The sequence below is a fragment of the Flavobacterium sharifuzzamanii genome (assembly GCF_003254585.1).
GTDB lineage: Bacteria > Bacteroidota > Bacteroidia > Flavobacteriales > Flavobacteriaceae > Flavobacterium > Flavobacterium sharifuzzamanii.
Map to the genome: position 1 here is coordinate 266189 of NZ_QJGZ01000037.1, position 24488 is coordinate 290676.

Annotated in this window: 21 protein-coding genes and 1 tRNA gene; 8 read left to right on the forward strand and 14 right to left on the reverse strand. The window is 34.2% G+C overall.

Annotated features, from left to right (window positions below):
* Nucleotides 1-38 precede the first annotated feature (38 nt).
* From mutL to DMA14_RS09825, 4 genes are read left to right on the forward strand one after another with little or no spacing between them, the layout of a single operon-like run.
* Entirely contained in the window at nt 39-1979 is a 1941-nt protein-coding gene (gene mutL, locus DMA14_RS09810) for a DNA mismatch repair endonuclease MutL (RefSeq protein WP_111424507.1), read from the forward strand.
* Nucleotides 1976-2788, forward strand: coding sequence for a rhomboid family intramembrane serine protease (locus DMA14_RS09815; RefSeq protein WP_162536282.1), 813 nt, complete (start codon nt 1976-1978; stop codon nt 2786-2788). Before mutL ends, DMA14_RS09815 begins: the two co-directional genes overlap by 4 nt.
* 42 nt (nt 2789-2830) lie before the next feature.
* A complete protein-coding gene (locus DMA14_RS09820; protein WP_111424508.1) occupies nt 2831-3694 on the forward strand; it encodes a rhomboid family intramembrane serine protease in 864 nt (287 codons plus the stop codon).
* Nucleotides 3695-3711: 17 nt separating this feature from the next.
* Nucleotides 3712-4758, forward strand: coding sequence for an endonuclease/exonuclease/phosphatase family protein (locus DMA14_RS09825; protein WP_162536283.1), 1047 nt, complete (start codon nt 3712-3714; stop codon nt 4756-4758).
* A gap of 64 nt (nt 4759-4822) precedes the next feature.
* Here DMA14_RS09825 and DMA14_RS09830 read toward each other — a convergent pair whose 3' ends face one another.
* The 6 genes from DMA14_RS09830 to DMA14_RS09855 all read right to left on the reverse strand — a co-directional run bounded on the left by DMA14_RS09830 (nt 4823) and on the right by DMA14_RS09855 (nt 10122).
* On the reverse strand, nt 4823-5437 hold the full coding sequence (locus DMA14_RS09830; protein ID WP_111424509.1) for a WbqC family protein: 615 nt from the start codon (nt 5435-5437) through the stop codon (nt 4823-4825).
* Nucleotides 5438-5533: 96 nt separating this feature from the next.
* Nucleotides 5534-7087, reverse strand: a complete 1554-nt coding sequence (gene lepB / locus DMA14_RS09835) for a signal peptidase I (protein ID WP_111424510.1) — start codon at nt 7085-7087, stop codon at nt 5534-5536.
* A gap of 57 nt (nt 7088-7144) precedes the next feature.
* A complete protein-coding gene (gene dapB, locus DMA14_RS09840) occupies nt 7145-7846 on the reverse strand; it encodes a 4-hydroxy-tetrahydrodipicolinate reductase (RefSeq protein ID WP_111424511.1) in 702 nt (233 codons plus the stop codon).
* A 40-nt stretch (nt 7847-7886) separates the two neighbouring features.
* Nucleotides 7887-8447: a DUF5683 domain-containing protein gene (locus DMA14_RS09845; RefSeq protein WP_111424512.1), complete on the reverse strand. Its 561-nt coding sequence runs from the start codon at nt 8445-8447 to the stop codon at nt 7887-7889.
* Nucleotides 8447-9349 carry a ParB/RepB/Spo0J family partition protein gene (locus DMA14_RS09850; protein ID WP_111424513.1) on the reverse strand — a complete coding sequence of 301 codons (903 nt, stop codon included), beginning with the start codon at nt 9347-9349 and terminating at the stop codon, nt 8447-8449. The genes DMA14_RS09845 and DMA14_RS09850 overlap by 1 nt, the downstream gene beginning before the upstream one ends.
* A 5-nt stretch (nt 9350-9354) precedes the next feature.
* Nucleotides 9355-10122, reverse strand: coding sequence for a ParA family protein (locus tag DMA14_RS09855; protein WP_008464569.1), 768 nt, complete (start codon nt 10120-10122; stop codon nt 9355-9357).
* 574 nt (nt 10123-10696) lie between these two features.
* Here DMA14_RS09855 and DMA14_RS09860 point away from each other — a divergent pair.
* Nucleotides 10697-12865, forward strand: coding sequence for a pectate lyase family protein (locus DMA14_RS09860; RefSeq protein ID WP_111424659.1), 2169 nt, complete (start codon nt 10697-10699; stop codon nt 12863-12865).
* Between the two features lie 284 nt (nt 12866-13149).
* On the opposite strand, the gene DMA14_RS09865 is transcribed toward DMA14_RS09860, so the two are convergent.
* On the reverse strand, nt 13150-13401 hold the full coding sequence (locus DMA14_RS09865; RefSeq protein ID WP_111424514.1) for a GIY-YIG nuclease family protein: 252 nt from the start codon (nt 13399-13401) through the stop codon (nt 13150-13152).
* 48 nt (nt 13402-13449) lie between these two features.
* Nucleotides 13450-13524: transfer RNA gene (locus DMA14_RS09870), tRNA-Pro, on the reverse strand.
* Nucleotides 13525-13700: 176 nt separating this feature from the next.
* Between DMA14_RS09870 and trxB the strand changes: the two genes are divergently transcribed.
* The gene (gene trxB, locus DMA14_RS09875) at nt 13701-14648 is read left to right on the forward strand and encodes a thioredoxin-disulfide reductase (RefSeq protein ID WP_111424515.1); all 948 of its coding nucleotides are present in this window, start codon (nt 13701-13703) and stop codon (nt 14646-14648) included.
* A 131-nt stretch (nt 14649-14779) separates the two neighbouring features.
* On the opposite strand, the gene DMA14_RS09880 is transcribed toward trxB, so the two are convergent.
* The 5 genes from DMA14_RS09880 to DMA14_RS09900 all read right to left on the reverse strand — a co-directional run bounded on the left by DMA14_RS09880 (nt 14780) and on the right by DMA14_RS09900 (nt 19142).
* Complete coding sequence (locus DMA14_RS09880) at nt 14780-15640, reverse strand: GIN domain-containing protein (RefSeq protein WP_238989940.1); 861 nt, start codon at nt 15638-15640, stop codon at nt 14780-14782.
* Between the two features lie 83 nt (nt 15641-15723).
* On the reverse strand, nt 15724-16458 hold the full coding sequence (locus DMA14_RS09885) for a head GIN domain-containing protein (protein ID WP_111424517.1): 735 nt from the start codon (nt 16456-16458) through the stop codon (nt 15724-15726).
* A gap of 3 nt (nt 16459-16461) precedes the next feature.
* A complete protein-coding gene (locus DMA14_RS09890) occupies nt 16462-18201 on the reverse strand; it encodes a PspC domain-containing protein (protein ID WP_111424518.1) in 1740 nt (579 codons plus the stop codon).
* A 3-nt stretch (nt 18202-18204) separates the two neighbouring features.
* Nucleotides 18205-18537, reverse strand: a complete 333-nt coding sequence (locus DMA14_RS09895; protein WP_008464689.1) for a PadR family transcriptional regulator — start codon at nt 18535-18537, stop codon at nt 18205-18207.
* 125 nt (nt 18538-18662) lie between these two features.
* A complete protein-coding gene (locus DMA14_RS09900) occupies nt 18663-19142 on the reverse strand; it encodes a DUF4870 domain-containing protein (protein WP_238989941.1) in 480 nt (159 codons plus the stop codon).
* 230 nt (nt 19143-19372) lie between these two features.
* Here DMA14_RS09900 and DMA14_RS09905 point away from each other — a divergent pair, with 230 nt between their 5' ends.
* Nucleotides 19373-19825, forward strand: coding sequence for a DUF4442 domain-containing protein (locus DMA14_RS09905; RefSeq protein WP_111424519.1), 453 nt, complete (start codon nt 19373-19375; stop codon nt 19823-19825).
* A 469-nt stretch (nt 19826-20294) separates the two neighbouring features.
* The gene (locus DMA14_RS22975) at nt 20295-24236 is read left to right on the forward strand and encodes a gliding motility-associated C-terminal domain-containing protein (RefSeq protein ID WP_111424520.1); all 3942 of its coding nucleotides are present in this window, start codon (nt 20295-20297) and stop codon (nt 24234-24236) included.
* A gap of 58 nt (nt 24237-24294) precedes the next feature.
* Here DMA14_RS22975 and DMA14_RS22735 read toward each other — a convergent pair whose 3' ends face one another.
* Nucleotides 24295-24453 carry a hypothetical protein gene (locus DMA14_RS22735; RefSeq protein WP_157957698.1) on the reverse strand — a complete coding sequence of 53 codons (159 nt, stop codon included), beginning with the start codon at nt 24451-24453 and terminating at the stop codon, nt 24295-24297.
* Nucleotides 24454-24488 lie beyond the last annotated feature (35 nt).

A 24488-nucleotide genomic window follows, 5' to 3' on the forward strand; every position in this document is an offset into this window, starting at 1 on the left:
CAAAAACCTAATCTAACTTTAAAACCTATTTTTGCTTAATGTCGAGTATTATTCAATTGCTTCCTGATCACGTTGCTAACCAAATTGCTGCTGGAGAAGTGGTTCAAAGACCAGCTTCAGTCGTAAAAGAATTGTTAGAAAATGCTGTTGATGCCAAAGCAACTGATATCAAATTGATTATAAAAGATGCTGGTAAATCGCTAGTGCAAGTTATTGATAATGGAGTCGGAATGACCGTTACTGATGCACGCTTGTGTTTTGCCCGCCATGCAACATCCAAAATCCGTCAGGCCGAAGATTTGTTTTCACTTGGAACAAAAGGTTTCCGTGGAGAAGCTTTGGCTTCTATCGCGGCGATTGCGCACATGGAAATGAAAACCAAACAGGATCAGGACGAACTTGGAACGCATATTGTAATTGAGGGAAGTAAATTTGTTTCGCAAGAGGTGGCAGTTTTACCAAAAGGAACTTCATTTGCGGTTAAAAACTTATTTTTTAATATCCCTGCTCGCCGTAATTTCTTAAAGTCAGATACAGTTGAGTTTCGTCACGTAATGGATGAGTTCCAGCGTGTGGCATTGGCTCATCCAAATATTCATTTTAGTTTTTACCATAACGGCAGCGAAATGTATAATCTTCCTGCAGCAGGATACCGTCAGAGAATTGTGGGTATCATGTCTGGAAAAACAAATGAAAAATTAGTTCCGGTAAACGAAGATACTGAGATTATCAATGTTCAAGGTTTTGTTTGCAAGCCAGAGTTTGCAAAGAAAAATAGAGGAGAGCAATTCTTTTTTGTAAATGACCGATTTATAAAAAGCAGTTTCCTTCACCATGCCGTTATGTCTGCATACGACGGATTGCTGAAAGATGGTTCTCAGCCAAGTTATTTCTTGTACCTGCAGGTTCCGCCAAATACAATTGATATCAATATACATCCAACTAAAACAGAAATTAAGTTTGACGATGAGCAAGCTCTTTATGCTATTTTACGAGCGTCTATCAAACATAGTTTAGGACAGTTTAACGTTGCTCCAGTTTTAGATTTTGACCGTGATGCCAATTTAGATACACCATATCATTATAAAGATGTAGAAGTTGGAATTCCGACCATTCAGGTTGATGGAACTTTTAATCCTTTTACAGATGACAAAACCAATCAGCATTACAGTAAAGCTGCTTCTGGATCATCAGGATATAGCTCGGGTTCTTCTTTTTCGTCTTCATCAGGATCGTCATCTTCTGGATCGTCATATTCAGGATATTCTAAAAGAGTTGAGCCAACGGCAAGCTGGGAAAGTTTGTATGTTGGTTTAGATACAGAAAATCCTGAAAGCATAGAAAGTTCGCCTTTTACATTCGAAAACGAGGAAGTAACTTCTTCTTTGTTTGATGATGAAGAAGTAGAACAAGCAACGCAAAAAACGTATCAAATACATAAAAAATACATTGTATCGCCAATAAAATCAGGAATGATTATTGTGGATCAGCAGCGTGCGCATCAGCGAATTTTGTACGAACAATTTTTACTGAATATGACCGTAAATCAAGCTTCGAGCCAGCAATTGCTTTTTCCGTTAGATTTGTTTTATTCGGCTTCAGAAATGAAACTGATAGAAGAATTGAAACCTTCTTTGGAAACTACTGGATTTGTTTTTGACGAAAGCAAAACAGATCATGTCGTAATTTCAGGAATTCCTGTAAATATCACAGAAAGTGAAGTCTCACAGGTGATTGAGCAATTATTGAGCGATTTGCAAGATGGAATTCCTGCAAACAGCTACAGTCAGAATGATACAATTGCCAAATCAATGGCTAAAAGTTTAGCGGTTAAAACGGGATCTTATTTAACCGAAAAAGAACAAGATAATTTGGTAAACGGTTTGTTTGCCTGCAAAGATCCAAATATTTCACCTTTTCAAAAACCTACCTTCATTACGATGCGTGTTGAAGATATAGATAAAAAGTTTGCCGTATGATGAATATGACTCCAGTAGTTAAACAACTGCTAATTATTAATATTATTTTTTTTATTGGCTCTCAGTTAGTGCCAGTTTCCTATCAGTATTTAATGCTGTATTATCCTGAAAGCGACAATTTTGGGATTTGGCAGATCATTACGCATATGTTTATGCATGCACAATTGCCAAATTTCATGCATATTTTATTTAATATGTTTGCATTGGTTTCTTTTGGATCTGCTTTAGAGCATTTTTGGGGCGGAAAGAAATTCTTGTTTTTCTATATTTCATGTGGACTTGGAGCTGCTTTATTGCATACGGGAGTAAATTATTTGCAAATACATTCTCTTTTAGATTCTGTATCTAATTTGAATTTGTCTAAATCGGATCTTCACGTAATATTAAATGCTGATTATCAATCTCTTTTTGATTCAAATGGTAAAATGGTTCAGGGTGAAGTTTTGAATGTTTTAAGCGAAGCACATTGTAATCAAGAGCAGTTTAATATATTGAGAGAAACAAGTTTCATTGTGCAATCGCCTGTTTTGGGAGCTTCTGGAGCAATTTATGGTTTGCTAACTGCTTTTGCATTTATGTTTCCAAATGCTCAGCTGGCGCTCTTGTTTATTCCTGTTCCAATCAAAGCAAAATATTTTGTTCCTGGAATTTTAGCAATTGATTTATTCTTAGGTTTTAAAGGAAGTTCTCTATTTGGAAGCGGCGGAACTGGAATTGCACATTTTGCACACGTTGGTGGTGCAATTGCTGGCTTTTTAATGATGTTGTATTGGAAAAAAAATCAATTCAATAACAACCGTTGGAATTAATTTTTAACTTTAAAGTACGAATTCTAAAATAGAAGAATTTTTATGAATATTCTAGACGATTTAAAATTACAGTATAGATTGGGTGGTATCGCTATGCGAGTTATGTATTGGAACATAGGATGTTTTATTGTATCACTTATCTTTTTCTATCAATTTTCAGTAGGTCAGTTTGCTTTTCCAAATTGGCTGGCTTTGTCGTCAGATCCTCAGGTTTTTATGTTTAAACCTTGGACTTTTTTAACGTATGCTTTTTTTCATGACGGATTTTTTCATCTGTTATTCAATATGATGGTGCTTAATTTTGCGAGCACGTTGTTTCTGACTTATTTTACTCAAAAGCAATATTTAGGATTGTATCTTTTAAGTGCTCTTTTTGCAGGAGTAGCTTTTGCATTGAGTTTTTATTTTTCTAATATCAGCGGTTCTATTGTTGGTGCCTCGGCGGCCATTATGGCTATTTTAGTAGCGGCAACCACTTATTCTCCTTTAATGAATGTGCGTTTGTTTCTATTCGGAAATGTGAAACTTTGGCATATAACAGCTGTTATTCTAATTTTAGATTTAATGCAGTTTCGTCTTGGAAATATGGGCGGACACATCTCACATCTTGCGGGTGCTTTCTTCGGATTTGCTTATATTAAATTGCTTCAAAACGGTACCGATTTAAGTATCATTGTTTCTAAAACATTAGATTTCTTTGTAAATCTTTTTAGAAAATCTCCTACGACCCCATTTACAAAAGTTCATAAAAATTACAAAAAACCTACAGAAAAAACTACATCAAGAATTGTTACAAAAGATAAAACGCAACAGCAGATTGATGAAATTTTAGACAAGATAAGCCAGTCAGGATACGATTGTCTGACAAAGGAAGAAAAAGAGTTTTTATTTAAAGCTGGAAAATAAACTTGTAGGAGATAAATATGAAAAACCTTTCTTGGTTTAATAAAATAATGTTCTTTTTGAACATAGTGCTGACTGTGCTTACATTTAGTATCTATGTTTTACCTTTTTTAGCACCTAAAAGTTTTCCGCTTTTATCGGTGCTTACTTTGTTTATGCCTGCTTTTTTTGTGGCCAATATATTGTTTTTTATCTATTGGGGAATTCAGTTTAAAAAACGACTTATTTTGTCTGGTTTGGTTTTGCTGACCGGAATTACATTCATCAGTAAATTTTATAAGTTTTCTGGAAAAGAATATGTGAAAGACGAAAAAGATTTCTCTGTAATGAGTTATAATGTGCGTCTTTTTAATGTTTTTAAATGGCTGGATCGTGATGATATTCCGTCAAATATAAAGGCTTTTATAGACGAAAAAGATCCTGATATTTTATGCATTCAAGAATACTCAAATTCGGCACATTTGGATTTAAAAGTATATCCGCACCGTTATATATTTATTGATGGTAAAAAAATTAAAACTGGGCAGGCTATTTTTTCTAAGTTTCCTATTATTGATCAAGGAAATATCATTTTTCCTAAGTCGGACAACAATGTAGTTTATGCTGATATTAAACGCGGAAAAGATATTATTCGTGTCTATAATATGCACTTGCAATCAATTAAAATATCTCCAGATGTAAGCGAGATTTCCGATGATATTGATAATGTAAATCAGAAAAAATCGCAGCGTATTTACGCTAGAATTAGTAAAGGATTTACGCAACAGCAAGAACAAGCTGAAATTTTTAAAGAGCATATCAAGAAATGCAATTACCCAATTATTATCTGTGGAGACATGAATAACAGTCCGTTTTCTTATGTGTATCGAAATATAAAGGGGAAACTAAAAGATGCTTTTGAAGAAGCTGGAAAAGGTTTTGGAGCTACTTATAAATTCAAATACTATCCTGCTAGAATTGATTATATTTTTACCGACAGTAAAATGAAAGTAAAGCAATTTGAAAGTTTTCCTGATTTTGAAAATTCAGATCATTATCCAATTATGACAAAACTTTCGATTGAATGATTCTTTTAGTCAAAAGTCGAAAGTCAAAAGTGTAATTTATAATTCACAATTTACAATTCACAACTTATATGATTTTCTGCGTTTTTAAATAATCCATTGCAAATTTACCTTCGTTAAAAAGTAAATCCAAAACACTTAAATTGTTGATAAAACCGTGCTTGTCATCAAATACCTGAGTGTATTTTTCAAAAGAATTAGCGTCTTTTTTTCCGTTTGCCAAATATCTGAAATCGGTAAAATTGGCTACCTCATGGAAATACTCTGTAGTTTTTCCGAATTCCAGTTTCATTCGAAGGCATTTAGTGACAACATCTAAAACTTCGAAGTTTAAATCCATCAAAAATTGGTGCTTTTTCTCGAAAATAGGAGTAATATCATCTTCGAAATACTCAAAGAAAGGTGAGCTTCTATATGCGGCTTCAAGCGATTTAAAATGCTGTTTCTGCCAATCAAATTCGTTTTCGATCAAAATGTCTTTTGTCTTTTGATGCGTTGCTTTAGAATGCTTAACAGGAATATTTAATAATTGAATTCCATTTGGACTATAGATGTATGTTCTGTTTCTATTGGTCTGTTTTTGAAAATTATCTTCCATTTCAAAAGTAATGCTGTCTGATTGGGCTATAACAGCAAAATGACTGATAGATGGGAAATAAGTTGGAAGTATTAAGGAATTCATAGTTTTAATTCTTGTTTAAACGTTTCAGGTTTCAAGTTTCAAGTTTTTGTGTGAACTTGAAACTTGAAACCTGAAACAAAAATAACTTATTTTTTATTATGCTTTATTCTCTCTTCTTTTTTTCCAGATAAAATCTCCTGCGAAATAAATAGCAAGAAGTATTAGGAAGTATTTAAAGTAAGAGTGAGGCTGACCTTCGCCATCTACAGTTGTAAATACTCTGCTCCAGCGAATTTTATTGATGCCTTTACCGTTAGTGTCCCAGCTCATCCAAATGAATACTGGTTTTCCTACGATATGATCTTCAGGAACATATCCCCAGTAACGGCTATCTTCTGAGTTATGACGGTTGTCTCCCATCATCCAGTAGTAGTTCTGTTTGAATGTGTACGTTGTTGCTGGTTTACCATTGATTAAGAATTTTGAGCCTTGCAATTCCAATGTGTTTCCTTCATAATTAGTAATAATTTCTTTATAGAAAGGAAGAGATTCATTTGTTAGTGCAACTGTTTTTCCAGCTTCAGGAATATAAATTGGTCCCATATTATCTTGGTTCCATTTGTTGATGTGAGGAAAAATAGCATTGTCATCTCCATGATCAACTTTTCTAATTACAGCAGTAACACCAGGAGTGTTTTTAAATCTTTCTGCTCCAGCTTCTGTTAGTGCACCTAAATAAAGTGTATCTCTTTTTTCGGTTCTAAAACCTGCAGGATCTGTAATATCTAATTCTTTGAAAATTGTTTCAAAATCAATCGGTGTTTTGCCGTCTAATGCTACAGCGTATGAATACTGCGGTTTTGCTCTTTCTGGTAAAACTAATTTTTTTCCGTTAATAAAAACGTAACCATCTTTTATTGATAAACTGTCTCCAGGAATACCAACACATCTTTTTACGTAATTTGATTTTTTGTCAATTGGTTTAATAACACCAGGCCTTCCTTTTGGCTCAAAGAAATAATGAACCGTATCTACAGGCCAGTTAAAGACGACAATATCGCATCGGTTTATTTTCTGAAAAGCTGGTAGTCTTAAGTATGGTAATTGTGGCCAGCTTAAATACGATTTGCTCTTTGTCATAGGAATAGAGTCGTGAACCATTGGTAATGCAACAGTTGTCATTGGGACTCTAGGTCCGTAGTTTAATTTGCTTACAAATAAGAAATCACCAATCAATAAAGATTTTTCTAAAGATGATGTCGGAATAGTGTAAGGCTGTACAACATAAGTGTGTACTAATGTTGCAACTATAATAGCAAATAATAAAGAGCTAACAGTATCTGCTGCTTTGTTTTCTGGAGTTAATTTGCGGTCTTTGTTGTATTCTAATTTTTGAGTATAATTAACAACATAGATATAAAAGCCTAAGGTAAAAAGACCTAAAACAGTATCTAAAGTTGACTTTTTGCCAAATGTTCTTAATGTTTCAACCCATACAACTGGAAACATAATTAAGTTGATGATTGGGATAAAAAGTAGTATTGTCCACCATGTTGGGCGTCCTATAATCTTCATTAAAACGATTGAATTGTATACCGGAATTGCAGCTTCCCAGCTTTTTCTTCCTGCTGCCTGATATAATTTCCATGTTCCAAGAAAGTGAATAATTTGAACGGCTAGGAAAAATACGAACCAAGAGTAAAATGTCATAATATTGTATTTTAAGTTTTAAACTCAAGCTTTTGAAGATTTTGAGTTTTGGTCAATTTATTGTAAGTTTAGTACATCTTTCATAGAGAAAATTCCCTGCTTTCCTGCCAGCCATTCTGCAGCAATGACAGCGCCAAGGGCAAAACCTTCACGGTTGTGAGCGGTATGTTTGATTTCGATGCTATCAATAGCTGAGTCGTAATTTACAGTGTGAGTGCCAGGTACTTCTCCGATTCTTTTTGCTTCGATATGAATTTCGTTTGCTTTTGCCTCATCCAAAGTCCAATTTGCATAGTTGCTATTTTGGATAACACCTTGAGCCAAAGAAATAGCAGTTCCGCTTGGAGCGTCAAGTTTGTGAATGTGGTGAATTTCTTCCATCGAAACTTTATAAGAATCGAATTGCTTCATGATTTTAGCTAAATACTCATTTAACCCGAAGAAAATGTTTACTCCTAAACTGAAATTTGAGCTAGAGATGAATCCTCCTTTTTTCTCATTGCAAAGCGCAATCATTTCATCATAATGTTCTAGCCATCCTGTTGTTCCTGATACTACAGGTACATTAGCGTTAAAAGATGCTGAGATGTTACTAACTGCTGCTGATGGTACACTGAAATCAATGGCAACATCGGCTGTTGAAAGTCCGTCATAGGTGTTGAATTCGTCTTTCCTTAAAACTATTTCATGACCTCTTTCTAAAGCAATTCTTTCGATTACTTTACCCATTTTTCCGTATCCTAAAAGCGCAATTTTCATTATGATTTGTTTTTTGATTTTTTAAATAGAATGTGATCTATTAAAACTTATAATTAAAGGTTAGTCCGACATTTGGTCTAAATGTTACATCGTCGGGATAAATTTCTGGACGCATCGAAAGCCTTTCGTTTACATTAAACTGTATCAGAGCGGCATCAACGTTGGCATCGATGATATTTAGAACATAGAATCCAACAACAAATAAAGCAGATAAATCTCTATTTCGTTGATAAAACTTTTGTCCGTCAATAAGACGACTGTCGTCTAAGAATTGATATTTGTCATCGTTGTAGCCTTCTAATCTTCGTTTGTAAGCGTCACGATAATCATGGTATTTCTTGTTATTGTCTATGTAGAAATATAAACTTGTTCCAATTGCTCCGTAAACCAATGGAATTTTCCAGTATTTTTTGTTGTATGCTTGACCTAAACCTGGTAGTACAGCAGAATAGAAAGCAGCTTTTGCTGGTGTAAGCGGGTCTATTTCTTCTAATGCAGTAGTGTCTTTTACGACCAAAACCGTGTCTTTTTTTGCTTGGGCAAAAAGAGAGACGGTTCCTGTTAGAAAGAACAATAAACCAATGGGGACAATCTTATTCACTATCCGTTTATTAATTTTATAATTCTGTTAAAGTCAGCTTCAGAATTAAATGGAATTGTAATTTTTCCTTTTCCGTTACCAGCGACTTTTATATCAACTTTTGAGCCAAAATAGTCGTTGAAACTGTTCTTTTGTGTTTCTCTAACAATAAATGCAGCATCGGCTTTGGGTTTTCCATCAGCTTTTGGCTGTAAACCTTCGTGATAGTTTTTAACTAAAGCTTCTGTTTCGCGAACAGATAAATTTTGGCTAACGATTTTTTGATAAATATCAGTTTGAACGTCTAAATCTTCAATATTGATAATTGCTCTACCATGTCCCATGCTGATAAAACCATCACGAATACCTGTCTGGATAATCGGATCTAATTTTAAAAGACGTAAATAGTTGGCAATTGTAGAACGTTTTTTACCCACTCTTTCACTCATTTGTTCTTGAGTTAATTGAATTTCGTCAATCAAACGCTGGTATGATAAAGCAATCTCAATTGGATCTAAGTCATGACGCTGGATGTTTTCAACCAATGCCATAACCAATGATTCGTTGTCATTTGCAATACGGATATAGGCAGGAACATGAGTAAGTCCTACTAATTTGGATGCACGAAGACGACGCTCTCCAGAGATTAACTGGTATTTATTAAAATCTAATTTACGAACAGTAATAGGTTGAATTACGCCAAGTTCTTTAATAGAAGTAGCTAATTCACGTAATGATTCTTCATTAAAATTGCTTCTAGGCTGAAACGGATTTATTTCAATTGCACTTATTTCAAGTTCAATGATATTTCCAACAACTTTATCAGCATTTTTGTCTTCTACTGATTTAATGTCGTTTTCCGGATCTTTTAATAAGGCAGATAATCCTCTTCCTAAGGCTTGTTTTTTAATTACTTTTGTCATAAAAACTATTTACTGTTTTTCTTTATAATTTCTTGTGCTAAATGAATATAGTTAACGGCACCTTTACTTGTAGCATCATAGTTGATGATGCTTTCCCCAAAACTTGGAGCCTCACTTAATTTTACATTTCGCTGAATTACAGTGTCAAAAACCATATCGTTAAAGTGTTTTTGAACCTCTTCTACAACCTGATTCGATAAACGTAATCTTGAATCGTACATTGTTAATAACAAGCCTTCAATGTCAAGATCTGGGTTGTGTATTTTTTGAATACTCTTAATAGTGTTCAATAATTTTCCTAATCCTTCAAGTGCAAAATATTCACATTGAATAGGAATAACTACAGAATCGGCAGCTGTTAAAGCATTCAAGGTTAACAAACCTAAAGAAGGAGCACAGTCGATAATGATGTAATCATATTCTTCTTTTGCTTCTTCCAATGCTTTTTTAAGCATGTATTCGCGGTTTTCTTTGTCAACCAATTCAATTTCGATAGCAACAAGGTCAATGTGAGCAGGGATCACGTCAACGTTTGGAGCTGTACATTTTAAAACGGCTTCTTTTGGTGTTACAGTATGCTCAAGTATTTGGTATGTTCCAGTTTCAACTGTCTCTACGTCAATTCCAAGACCAGATGTAGCATTGGCCTGTGGATCAGCGTCGATCAACAATACTTTTTTCTCTAAAACACCTAATGAGGCAGCAAGATTTACTGATGTAGTAGTCTTTCCAACGCCTCCTTTTTGATTAGCAATAGCAATGATTTTGCCCATTTATTTTCTGAATTTTGAACCGTAAAAATACAATTATTTATGGTTTCTGAAAATCTATTTTGTTAACATTTGTGAAAGTTCGCTTAATCGGGGTTTCATGGGAGTTTGGCAGAAAATAATTTTAGTTATGAATAAAATTATTAATAAGTTTTTTAGATGATTTAGAGATATTCTCGCTTCAAAAATGCAAGAATCTAATTTTGAAGCGAAAAGTTTTTGTTTTAAAATTTCGATAGCGACTTAAATCAAACCGCTTTTTTTTTTGGATGCAATATTCATAAATACTCTTTTGCTGTGCGAATGTAATATTGGAAAAAACTAATGCAGTAAATAGTATGGTCTTTTTCATTTTATTTTCACGTTGTATTTGAAGACAAAAAAGCTATTGAAGAAAAAAGATATGTTCAATAAGGTTTGTTTATGTTAAAAAAAGATAAGATTTGGTGATTTTGTAGTGTTTTTGATAAGAAAATTGAGTCCCAAAACGGACTCGATGGTTGGAGATTATTGCTATTTTGGGCTTTTTTAAAAATACAATTATTACAATCTATCAAACCACAAAATGAACATTATTATGAATAAAAAAGTAATTTCATTATTTACCTCATTTGCATTTCTGTTGCTTTTATGCAGTTTTGCTTCGCCATCTTCGAATAATGAAAAAATAGAAGGGAATAAAAAAATTGAACGCAAAATTGTTTATAACAAAAAGAAACATAGTTTCACATTATCATGGTCTGCTTTTGGCTCTTCGGGGAATTATATAATTACTAGAGGAGGCAGTCGTTTGGCATCTGATTTTGTATCGATTGGATCTACTTCTAAATTGACATATATTGATAATAAACCAAATGCGGATAAATACGAGAACTATTATAAAATAACCCGAAATGATATTACCGTTATAATCTCACTCGAAAATGAGATTTTTGGAGATAATATGTATTTCTATGATAGAAAACATGAAAAAGCTGAAACGGCTAGAAATGATATCAATTCGCAATTTGGTAGTATTGGTTTAGGAGGGGCAAATGGCGAGTGGACAACAAAACGCCAAGCTTATTATTTTAAACCAAACGTAAATGGACAAACTTACGATATTGGAGGATCGGGTTCTGCCTCATCTGCAGAGGCAAATGCAATAGAGTTAGGTTTTTATTCTCATATTGGAGGTTTGGGTAAAGTACCGTCGGATGTTAAGCTGGGGGCAATATTTACAAGACCTCATCTTTCCGGTGGAGCAAATGCCACTTGTACATTTTGGCGATCTGTAGAAAATGTAGAAGTAATGCGTGATTTCTCTTGGACTGTTTCTCAATCAACCAGTGCCCGAAGATTACTGATTGAAAGTACTTCTAAATATATTTCGGATATTGGAGATACTAATTTTTGGGGTAGTGGAGGTTTTATTGCCGATGCTCATTATACATCATCAAGACCAAATTGGGGCGGACAGCAGCAGTGGTACACAAGAAATACTGTTTTTCCTCTGGGTTCTGGAGCTATGGGAGGTTCTTATAATATGGTTTGGCAAGGATGTGTAAATCCTCCTCAGGCAAATGATTCTAATTCACCAATTCCGACAACACCTATTATTAGAGAAAAACCTTTTCTTTTTATTGGAGATGATGGAGAATATAAAGTTTTTGTTCCTGCATGGCAAAAGGATAGAGTAGGAGTTTCTTGGTCCGCAACTGATATGGGGAAAGGTGAAACTCAGGATTTGGATACAAAATGGTATGTTGCTAAAGAAGGAGATACGGATGTAGAGATTAATGCGGCATTAAAAGCTGGTAAAAATATATTTTTTACTCCTGGACATTATGCATTGAATGCTCCAATTCAGGTGAATAGAAAAGATGCAATACTTTTGGGAGCTGGTATTGCTTCTGTAACACTTGAGCCAACAGAGAAAAATACTTGGGGATGTATTTATGCTGATGATAAAGACGGAATTATCATTGCTGGACTTTTAATGGATTCATTAAATAGTACTACATATCAAGTTAGAATTGGTAATGAAGGGGCAAATGCAGATCATAGTGCAGATCCTATTTTGCTTAGCGATATTACTTGCCGAGTGGGCGGAGTTCAGTCAAAAAATATCCAGATTCAGGCTTCTATGCAGATAAATAGCAACAATGTTGTAGGCGATCATTTCTGGTTGTGGCGCGCTGATCATGGTTCGCAGAAAGGTGGCGACGCACGTTGGAAAAGAGATAGATGTAAAAACGGACTTATTGTTGCGGGTAATGATGTTATTCTTTATGCATTATTTGTTGAGCATTATCAGGAATATGAAGTGTTGTGGCTTGGTGAGCGTGGAAGAACATTTTTCTTTCAAAACGAACCGCCATACGATGCTCCGAATCAAGCGAGTTGGAGCAGTCAGGGTGGAAGAGTTGATGGTTATGCGGCTTTTAAAGTAGGAAATACTGTAAAAGAACATCGTGCTATAGGAATGGGATCTTATGCCGTTTTTACTGGAACGGATGGAAATGTGAACAAGAAAAATGGTTTCGAAGCGCCTAATAGTCCAAATGTAAAACTAGAAAAAATGTGTATAACACGTTTTGCGGGACCAGGAAATATTCAAAACGTTATTAATGGTACTGGCGGAAGCACGGCAACTGGTGTAAAACTAGTGACAGCATATAATAATGGAGAAGGCGTACAGCCTTTTGATGAAGAATTTATTTTACCGAATAAGGAATCTTATCCTTCCTATATAAGTATGGAGTGATAAACTTAGATATTGATATTTTTTGAAGATAAGCCTCTAAAGATCGATTGATTTTTAGAGGTTTGTTTTTTATATAGCCCGCGGTTTCAACCGCGGGGAACGTATTATGATCACGGATGCGTATCCCGTGGTTAAAACCACGGGCTATGTTTTAAAATGCGATAATTTCTGGAAATTGTATAAAAACAAAAAAGCCGAACATTTCTGTTCGGCTTTTGTCGGGGTGGCAGGATTCGAACCTGCGGCCTTCCCGCTTTAAGGCGGGACGTGATAACCGTTCTACTCTACAGTTGATACTCAAAATTTATGTCTTGAAGATATCTTTTTGCGCCACGTTTTTTTATTTTGTTTTCCAAAGTCACTGCTTCAGACCTTGAGTCTAATTGAATTGTGTAAATGATTTTCCATGGAGCACCATTTTTTGTAGATAATGATTGTCCGTTATTGTGTCTTCTAAGCCTGTCTTCGATATCATTTGTTTGACCGATATAGAACTTTTCCTTGGTAGTGCTGTAAAGAATATAAACGAAAAACATAAATATAGATTTTAAACAAAAAAGCCGAACATTTCTGTTCGGCTTTTGTCGGGGTGGCAGGATTCGAACCTGCGGCCTCCTGCTCCCAAAGCAGGCGCGATAACCGGGCTACGCTACACCCCGAAGATGTAATTTTGTTGTAGTGCCCGAAAGCGGATGCAAAGATATAAATAAATTTGATTTGTAAAAGGAAAAAATGAAAATAAATAAAACTTATTTTGATATAGCTATTTCAGATTTATTTTCGGCGTTATTTTTTATAATAAAGTTTACATTTGCAACTCAAAAAAACTATTACTATGTCAAATACAATCGAAAAAATTAAATGCCTTATTATAGGTTCTGGCCCTGCAGGTTATACTGCTGCTATTTATGCGGCTAGAGCTAACATGAATCCAGTATTATATCAAGGAATGCAGCCTGGTGGTCAATTAACTACTACTAATGAGGTTGAAAACTTTCCTGGTTATGTTGATGGAGTGACAGGACCTGAAATGATGATTCAGTTACAGGAACAAGCAAAACGTTTTGGGGCAGATATTCGTGATGGATGGGCAACAAAAGTTGATTTTTCTGCAGATATTCATAAAGTTTGGATTAATGATACAATCGAATTGCACTGTGAAACTGTAATTATTTCTACAGGTGCTTCGGCTAAATATTTAGGATTGCCATCAGAACAGCACTATTTAAATATGGGTGGTGGAGTTTCTGCATGTGCAGTTTGCGACGGATTCTTCTATAGAAACCAAGATGTTGTTATTGTTGGAGCAGGAGATTCTGCTTGTGAAGAAGCACATTACTTGTCTAAGCTTTGTAAAAAAGTAACCATGTTAGTAAGAAGTGATAAATTCAGAGCTTCTAAAATTATGGAAGAACGTGTTCGTAAAACTGAAAACATCGAAATTTTGATGAATCATGATACAGTTGAAGTTTTAGGAGACAACAATGTAGTTCATGCTATTAAAGCTTTAAACAAAACAACTGGTGAAACAATCGAAATTCCTGCAACTGGTTTCTTCGTGGCAATTGGTCACAAACCAAACACAGATATTTTTAAAGATTATATTACTCTTGACGAAACAGGATATATTATAAATACTCCTGGTACATCAAAAACAAATATTGAAGGTGTATTCGTAGCAGGAGATGCTGCAGATCATGTATACCGTCAAGCAATTACGGCTGCTGGAACTGGATGTATGGCTGCATTAGATGCTGAAAGATATTTGGCTTCAAAGGAATAAATTAAAAAGTTTGAGGTTTGAGGTTTCAAGTTGTTGGAAAGCTGAAATCTTTTCTAATAAAAATCCCAGTCTAAAATTTTAGACTGGGATTTTTCTTTTTCGTTATATTGATTTTTTAAACTTTAAAAAGCTTACAATGTTGCTGCTTTTGGTTTTGCTGCACCTGGTTTTTTTATCAGTTTTGCTTCTTCGCTAAAGCGTGTAAGTTCTATTTTTGGATCACCGTATAATGAAATTTCAGACTTGTCTCCAGCTGCTATTGCAATAGTGGTATCTGCTAATATTGTAGCAACGGCAGAACCTTCAGCAGTTACATTTGCGTCTTTCAAAGTAAATTTTGTTCCTGTAAAAACAGAATTATTGTCTAATCTGATAGTTGCTTTTTCTGCAATTCCTTCAATGGCTGCAGTTGCTTTTTGATACAAATCGCATTTGAATTTTATAGCAGAAACCAATGTTTTAACGCCAGCATATTTACTCAATTGCAAACTTCCGTCCTCTGCTTTTAAGTTTAATTCTGTTCTAGACTTATCATCGGCAATTAAAGTGAATTTCTTTGAGTTCACATTCAAATACAATTTAGAAAAGTCCATGCAATTCATTGTAATGTCGTCTAATTGTAGCTCTTGAATAGCATAAACTATAGCTTCGTTTTTAGTGATTACTTTATTCAAAGATTTAGTATAAGTAACCTTAACAGATAGTTTCTTGAAAATTGTAGATTCTTTATTAGTATATAATCGAAGTGTTTTTTCTCTTAAATCCATTCCTACAATATCGTGTAGGTTGTCATCGGCTTCAATTTTAATTTCGTTTTTCTCTCCTTGTTCTAGATAAACTTCTAGGTTATCATCAACCTCAAGAGCATCAAAACTTCCAACTTCTTTTATTGAGGTAGTTACAATTTTAGAACCTTTAATTTTTTCTCTTTTTTGAGCGAAAGTCAGAGTCGTAACAAATAATAATAGGAGTAGGGCGGTACTTTTTTTCATTAATTCTAGATTTGATTTTGACAAATATAAAAAAATCATCCACTTTTGATGAATGATTTCGTTTATATTTAACAGTTGCTTTTTTAGCTTTTGTTTACGCTTCCTCCAGAACTTGAAGATTTTTCAACCGTTTTTGGATTCCCGCTGTAATTAATATTTCCTCCGCTAGAAGCATCTGCTTTTAAGCTTAAAATCGGTTGTACAGAAACTGTTCCTCCGCTAGAGGCATCTGCATGAATGTCATTTGCTATTAATTTTTCAGCATCAATACTTCCTCCGCTTGAAACTGAAGTTGTTAGGCTTAAAGCTTTACCTTCAATATCTATAGAACTTCCGCTTCCAGCATCTATTGCAATTCTGTCAGATTCGATTTTAACATCCATCGATGCTGCGCTCGAAGCTTCTAAAGTAACATCTTCACCTTGAACAAATCCGTCAGTTTCAACAGTTGAAGCACTAGAAGCTTCAATTTTATGGACAACCGGCATTTTTACTGTTACTTTTTTTGATGTAATGTTACGGAAAGAGCTGTATTTGCATTCAATAATAAGCGTTCCGTTTTCTACTTTAGTAACAATTTCTTTTTGAAGATTGTCATCGGCTTCAACTGTAATTTCTGTAGCATCAGACTGTACAACAACCACATCTATGGCGTTGCTTACAGAGATGTTTTTAAACTCTCCTAGAACAGTTCTTTTTTCTGTTGTAACATTCCCGCTTCCTTCAATTGCATTCATGTTAAAATTACATGAGGCAAATAATAAGGCTGTAACAGTCGCAATTATAAATTTCGTAATATGAATGATTATTTTTATCATGGTTTAGTTAGTTTTGATTACAACTCCGTTTTTATCAATAGTTAATTTTCCTTTTTTTCCGTTTAAAACTTCTTTTCCATTAATTTTAACCGAAACTTCTTTTATAGTGTCATTTGAGCTACCAGTATTATTTTCGTAGTCATTCTCGTAGTCATTTTCATAATCGTTGTCATTATCCTCATCAGCAGGACAGTTTAAACATTTTACTTTAGATCCGATAACTTTGTAATTGTAATCTCCTTTGTAATTCAGTTCAAAGAAATTGTCGTCTGAGTTATAGTAATCTCTTACAGAAGAATCTGGTTTAACTAATTGCCCTTCTGGTAAGTAAAGATAAATATCAACTTCCTGTCCTCTGAATTTGTTTTTTACATCTGTCAGAAAATAATTATCCAAAATTAAATGATTTCCGCTAATTTGAAACTTATAATTAATTTTTTCTGCTCTTTTTTTAGCGTTTGTAAAAGAGTTGCCTCTTGCACTTTTTTCAATCTGAATGAACGGAGCTGATTCGTCTGTATGTAATACGTGTAAACGTACATCATTAGAATAAATCAATTCGTTGTTTGCAGAATCTTGTACAAATTCGAATTCTCTATAGTGGTTCAAGCTTTTTGTATAATAATCATTGTACTTAAACTTTATGAATAAAGTATCAGCAGGTTTGATTGCCAGAACTTTTTTCTCTACTATTTTATTGTCGTATGAAATTTCAGTTGCCTGTTTGATTCCAATACTTGTAAGAATTGCAATAGAAATAATCCAAAGTGCTAAAAGCGTATATTTTGTAATGTTTCCAATTGATTTTAAGTTTGGAGACAACAATTTAAATCCTAATAATGTTAAGAAGAAAAACGGAATTCCAACAGCAAAGAACATTAACAATCCGAATGACCAAAGAGGATATTCTGTAAAGTTTCCAGCTTCTACAAAATTCTGCCAAGGGAAATCGATAAAAATATTAGTTCCTAAAGTAAATACGCCAATCAATAACATGATTAAGGTAGAAATCCCTGAGATAATTAGAATTACTCCTAAAAACTTAGCAAAGATTTTAAAAACCGTCATGATAAAGTCTCCAAATGAACTACTTATTCTCCCAGCTCCCGACTTTACTTGGTTTCCCATTTTGTCATAATCTGCATTTTTGAATTTTTCAGAAAGTGAATCAATTTCTTCGCGAACTTTTTTTTCGATGTTTGAAATGGTTACTGGTTCTCCTGTCATTTCCAATTTTTCAGAAGTTGTAACTGCTTCAGGAGTTACAATCCAAAGAACGAAGTAAGCTAAAATTCCTGTTCCAAAACCTGCAAAAACGAAGATTAAGAATACGATTTTAATCCAAACTGCGTCAATTCCGAAGTAATGCCCTAAACCTGTAGCCACACCTCCGATCATACCGTTTTCTTTGTCACGATATAATTTTTTGTGTTTTCTTGCAGTATAGTTATTGAAAGATTGGTTAGCGTTTTCTTCGTCTTCAATTCTATAATCTTCTGGTTGTCCCATTACCGCAATCACCTCGTCAACATCTTTCAGTCCAACAACATGTTTTTCGCTTTTTTGTTTTTCTGTCAGTAATTCAGAAACACGCATTTCGATATCTTTAATGATTTCATCCTGACCAGATGAGTTGTTAAGTGATCGTTTTATAGCGTCAAAATAGCGTGTCAATTTTAAGTATGCATCTTCATCGATGTGAAAAAACATCCCGCCTAAGTTAATATTTACTGTTTTGTTCATGACTTATTGATTTTGATTGGTGATTAGATTTACGGCGTCGGATAATTCTGTCCAAGTACCGCTAAGTTCGTTTAAAAATGTTTGTCCTATCTCGGTTAATCCATAATATTTTCGTGGTGGCCCAGAGGTCGATTCTTCCCAGCGATAATTAAGTAAACCATCGTTTTTTAATCTAGTTAACAACGGGTAAACGGTTCCTTCTACAACTAGTAATTTTGCGTTTTTTAAAGTGTCTAATATTTCAGATGTATATGCGTCTTTTTCTTTTAATACAGATAAGATGCAAAACTCAAGAACACCTTTGCGCATCTGTGCTTTTGTGTTTTCAATGTTCATAATTTCATTTTGTTTTTTTTTGATTGAACAATTCGTTTTTTGATTGATGATGATTTGATTGATGATTGATTCGAAACTTATATGATTTGATTGATGTTTCGACTATAACTTTTAATTTTTTAGCGTCACTTTATAAAAGGGATCGTAATTGGATATTTGTATAATTCTCCATTTGAAGCTTTTATAGAAGCGTAGATTACTAAAAAGAACTCAACAAATTTTAATAATCCGAAAAGTATAACAGCCGTTATAGCTACACTTAAGGTTCCAATGTGTCCTTCGAAGTTGAAATTTCTAATGACAAGATTCTCGTTGTACATAAATGCTTCAATTGGAATATTTTGTAAAACTACTGTTATAAAAATTGGTATCGCAATAAGTGCTAAAATCAAAGAATAAAGCAAAATGCTTAATTGAAAGTTCAAAGCCTGTTTTCCGTGATGATCTGCAAATTCAGATTTGTCTTTATAGTTAGTCCAAATGATTAGCGGAAAAATATAGTTCCCAAACGGAATTATATATTGGCTTAAAGTACTCAAATGAGTAAATGTTGCCGTATTCTTTTCTGATGTTTTTTCCATGATGAGTGGTGTTGTTGTTTCCATGATTAAAAGTATATAGTAATTTCTTATGCAAATATATGTCTAAAAAACAGTATCTTGTTTTGCATAGTACTAATTATTAACAAAAATTTAACAAATTTAAAACTGCTAAATAGGGAGTAAAACATTGAAAATCATTTAAAAGTACCGTGATTGCTGATTTCTTTTGATATGTAAAGAATTTATTGTGCGTGCATAGTTTTTTTGTATTTTTACATAAAAAAATAAATTATATGGCACTTTCGGTATCAAAACTTAATAAGTTTGTCTTCTTCAAACTTCCTTCAGCATATTTTTGTGGAGTTCGAGTAAAGGACATAAATGAGGATAGCTGTACTGTAACAGTAAAACACAGATGGATAAATCAGAATCCGTTTAACTCAATGTATTTTGCGGTTCAGGCTATGGCGGCCGAACTGACAACAGGAGCTTTAGTTATTTCGCAGATTCAGCAAAGTGGCAGAAAGATCTCGATGTTAGTAGCAAATAACAAAGGAAACTTCACAAAAAAAGCAACAGGCCGAATTACTTTTGTATGCAATGATGGGCATTTGATTGCCGATGCTATTAAAAAAACTATAGAAACCGGAGAAGGACAAACGTTCTGGATGAAGTCTATCGGGACAAATGAGGAAGGCGTTCAGGTTTCTGAAATGGATTTTGAATGGAGTGTTCGCTTAAAATAAAATATTAAACTCGGAAATAATATTATTATATATAAGATATCAAAAGCAGTAGTTTTACTGCTTTTTTTGTTTCTATGTAAAACAAATAGTGTCTCTATCTATTGTTGTTTTTCTCTACAATTGCTATTGCCAATTCTTCTTTTTGGTGTTGCTTTTTCAAAATTGCAACTTCATTTTTTCTATATCTTCCGAGTTAGAAAGTTTTTTGATGTATAAAATGAGGGCAAAATAGAATATGAATCTACAGTTGCACTTTTGTGTTTTACTTAAATCTCAATAATTGTCTTAATCTGTTAGTTTTAAATCTTTTAAGGGATGAAATTCATTGAAATTAGAATGACTTTTGCACCCTCATTTGAGGGATTAATCATTTAAAATTCAGAAAATTAAAACAAATAAATGCGATTACAAGAGTATTGAATGGCTCCTGGAATTTTTTGAAGTATTTGTTTTACGAAAAAGACAATTTATGAAAACAAAAATCATTTTATTTTTAACATTCGTCGTGTGTTTTCTTGGTACCAATTTAACTGCACAAACAGTATCTGGTGTACCAAGTAATACAGGATGTCAAAACAATGGTATTGTTACAGCCAGCAGTACTGATCCAACGGTAACTATAAACGACATTAAAATAGCAAGTATTGCATATCCTGGAAGAGCTGGACTTTCGTGCACACAGGCAATCCGGTTATATATTGAAAAAGGGTTTGTTTATACGGCAAGCGGAAGCCTTGTTTCAGCTGCCGATGCCGCTCTTTTTAGATGGAAGATAAAATATAAAGGACAATTATATGGAAAAGATATTAATGGCGATGGTTATGCCGACGTAGGTGGTGATGGTTTTTTATTAACTGATGCCACTCCGATAATGCCACTTAATGCCGATAGAGCCAGTGTGGTTGGCGATTTGGCTAACATGAGAGTTGTATTAATGGATATGTGTGGCGGAAGCAAAGAATTTGTGGTTACAAATTATAATACTGTATATTCTAATATAACACTTAGAAATTGTGGCGGTACTGCCATAATAAAATCAAGTATTGGAGCTGGATTGGATTGTTTGCCAGTAAATGTAACTTTTACAAATGAAACCAATCCTTCCGATGTTCACAATTTTACCGTAACAAGCAACAGTCAAACTTTTACTGATGTGCTAACACCAGGTGCCAATTATCTTGTTACCTATAAAGATGCAGAAGGTTATACATCTGATTTGTTTAATGCAGCATCAAACAAATTGCTGTTTACAGCTTCGCCTACTTTTACGGCAGTACAAAGTGTGACAGCTTATACGGTGAGCCTAAATGATTTGGATTATGGATATTTATATCTTTCATTAAATCCATCTCAGCCTACTGATATTTTAACTTATAAAGTTACATCTTCGAGTAATCCATTAGTTCCTGTAGGTTATACTTATAGTGCAGCATTAGGTACTTTCACTAACGGAAATACTGGTGTTCCTCTTTTACCTAGTCCTAATGTGAATGCCCCACAACCTTTTTGGCCTAAAGGAAACTATACTTTACAGGTAAATTCTGACTGTGGTAGTGCAACTACCAATGTGGTGGTTCAGGGACGAACAGCTAGTTTATCAGGCCACACGATAACTTCTATTTGTGGCGGATTCAATTACGTAATGAATGGTAAATTTGATGATGTATCGGCTTATCAAGTTATTATTGTTTCTGGACCTTCAAGTGTTGGTCAGGTACGAGATTTAGCGAGTACAACAGCTTCAAATCCGTTTGACGGATTAAGTTATGGTACATATGTTTTCGGATTACGCATAAAAGGGGGAACAACCAATGTACTAACTGAAACGGTTACGTATGATGCCAATAATGCAATCATCGTTGATAAAACAAATACTGGAGGTTATGTGTGTGTGAGTGGTGCTAAAACTGGAGTTTTGACCATTGAGGCAATTTCTAATTCTCCTGCACCTGGAAATGTGCTTGAATATGCATTGAGCACAGATGGTGGATCTACATATGGTGATTACCAAAGCAGTAATAAATTTGGAGGATTAACAGATGCAACTTATTTTTTTAGAATAAAAGATGATTGTGGTAATATTATCACTCAATCGTCGCAAATTGGCGTTGCTGCAGCTCCTAATGCTACAGTAAATGGCTTACTAAGTCCAGCAACAGTTTGTTATGCAAATGAAGGAACTTTAGAATTGGATGTTGATGCATTTGGCGCTATCTCTTATTTGTGGAAAGGACCTGGTATTGATGCATCCAATCAGAATATGAAGAGTCCAGTAATAAGTTATTCGGACTTAGCTGTAGGAGCTAATAATTATAGCTGTAGTGTAAATATGGGAGCACCATGTAATGCCACAACCACAGCTAATTTGGTTATTAATGTCAATGCACTTCCTAATATTAATGTTACCAATCCTGCTCAAGTTTGTGCTCCTAGCACAGTGGATATTACAGCGGGTTCAATTACCGCTGGAAGTGAAACAGGGTTAACCTATACTTATTTTGAAGATAAAATGGCTACTATACCAGTGACTAATCCTAATGCCATTGCTGTAAGTAATACGTATTATATTAAAGCTACAAATGCTATGGGCTGTAGCGCTATTGCACCTGTAGTGGTATCTATAAATCCGCTGTCTGTAGTCACTATATCTTATTTAGGAGGATCATTTTGTAAAACTGGAAAAATTTCTGTTGAGAAATTAGGTGCAGATGGAGGAACTTATACTTCTGATGCTGGGCTGAGTATAGATCCTGTATCAGGAGAAATAAACTTAGAAACGTCTGCAATTGGAGATCATACTATTACATATTCTTTTAGTGAGGGTAGCTGTTCCGGAAATACAGCTATGACACTTATTACAATAAATGCATTGCCTACTGCAACAATAGCTTATCCTAATACTGCTTATTGCAATAGAGGAACAGCTTCAGTTGTTAAAACTGGAATATTAAACGGTAGTTTTAGTTCAGATGCTGGATTAAGTATTAATGCATCAACTGGAGAAATTGATTTGGCGAATTCTTCATCAGGAATACATACAATTTCATATGCATTTACTAATGGTACTTGCTCTAACATCACAACTACAACTATTAAAATAAGCGATACAGTGCTACCTGTTCTAGCAGATATGAATGCCGAATGTTCTGTAATGCCAAAAATGCCAACAATTACAGATGAATGTGCTGGAACAATAACGGGAACAACTACGACTTTATTTCCAATTACAGCTCAGGGAACAACTGTTGTAACATGGACATTTGATTATGGTAACGGATATACAAAAACTGTAAATCAAAATGTAACTATAACACCGATTGCACTAGTAGGATCAGAAAGTGCAATCTGTCTTGATGATATTTCAGGTTATAAAGTAAGTTTATCTGTAACTGGTGAAGGGCCTTATACGGTAACGGGTACGGGAGCGCCTGGAATATGGTCAGGAAATACCTGGACCTCTAGTACAATTGCTTCTGGTAGCAATTATGATCTGCATATTCAGGGACCTAGTACTTGTAACACACTAGATGTAGCAGGAAATGCGCCAAATTGCTGTGTTTTTAATGTAGTATGTCCAACTTTTGTACCAACTACTGTATCTTGTTATAGTGATTTGCCATCAGAAACAACTTTGACAGAAGCTCAATTTGAAGCTTTAGGAAATGGCGATGGAAATATTACAAATGGTCAGTGTGGTGTTATTCAGATTACAGCTTCAAATGGTCCCGATCAAGGTTGCAATTCAAGCATTACAAGAACTTATACCATTACAGAATATGAGGATGCAAATGGCAACGGATTGCGAGATGCAGGAGAAGATACTGTTTTAAATACGGATACATGCAACCAAATTATTCTTGTTCATGACACGAAAGCACCTGTCTTTAACGAACCTCTTCCAGAGGCAGTAATTACAGCAGATTGTAACACTATTCCAAACGCAGTAACTCTTACCGCAAGTGATAACTGTGGAAGTGCAACAGTTACTTATACGGAAACACGTTTAGATGGTGACTGTGAAAGTAAATATTCTCTTGTGAGAAACTGGATTGCTGCTGATAACTGTGGTAACCAGACTACATTTACACAAACAGTAAATGTTATTTGTCTGATGAATATTTATAACGCCATTTCACCTAACGGAGACGGAAAAAATGATGTCTTTAAAATTGAAGGCATAAATTGTTTCCCGAACAATACAGTTAGAATTTACAATCGTTACGGAGTAATTGTTTATGAGAAAAAAGGTTATGATAACGTAACAAATCCTTTTGAAGGGTTCTCAGACGGACGTGCAACTGTTGCTAGAAAAGATAAACTTCCAACTGGAACTTATTTCTACATCATTGAGTATGGAGATAATGGAAATCACACTAATAAATCTGGATATTTATATATAAACAATCAGTAGTTAAATTTTATTAGTTAAAAAAAAAAGACCTCAAGAAATTGAGGTCTTTTTTTCTAACTTATTTTTTAACGCAACAAGACTTTTTATCTTTTTTATCTGCTGTCTTTTTACAACAAGATTCTTTTTTCGTTTTTTCTTTTGTAGTGGGTTTTGTTTCTTGAGCCATTACTCCAATTGAAAATAAGGCTGCTGTCATTACAGTGATAACTTTTGTCATTTTGATTAAATATTTTTTGTGTTAGAGATTATAAT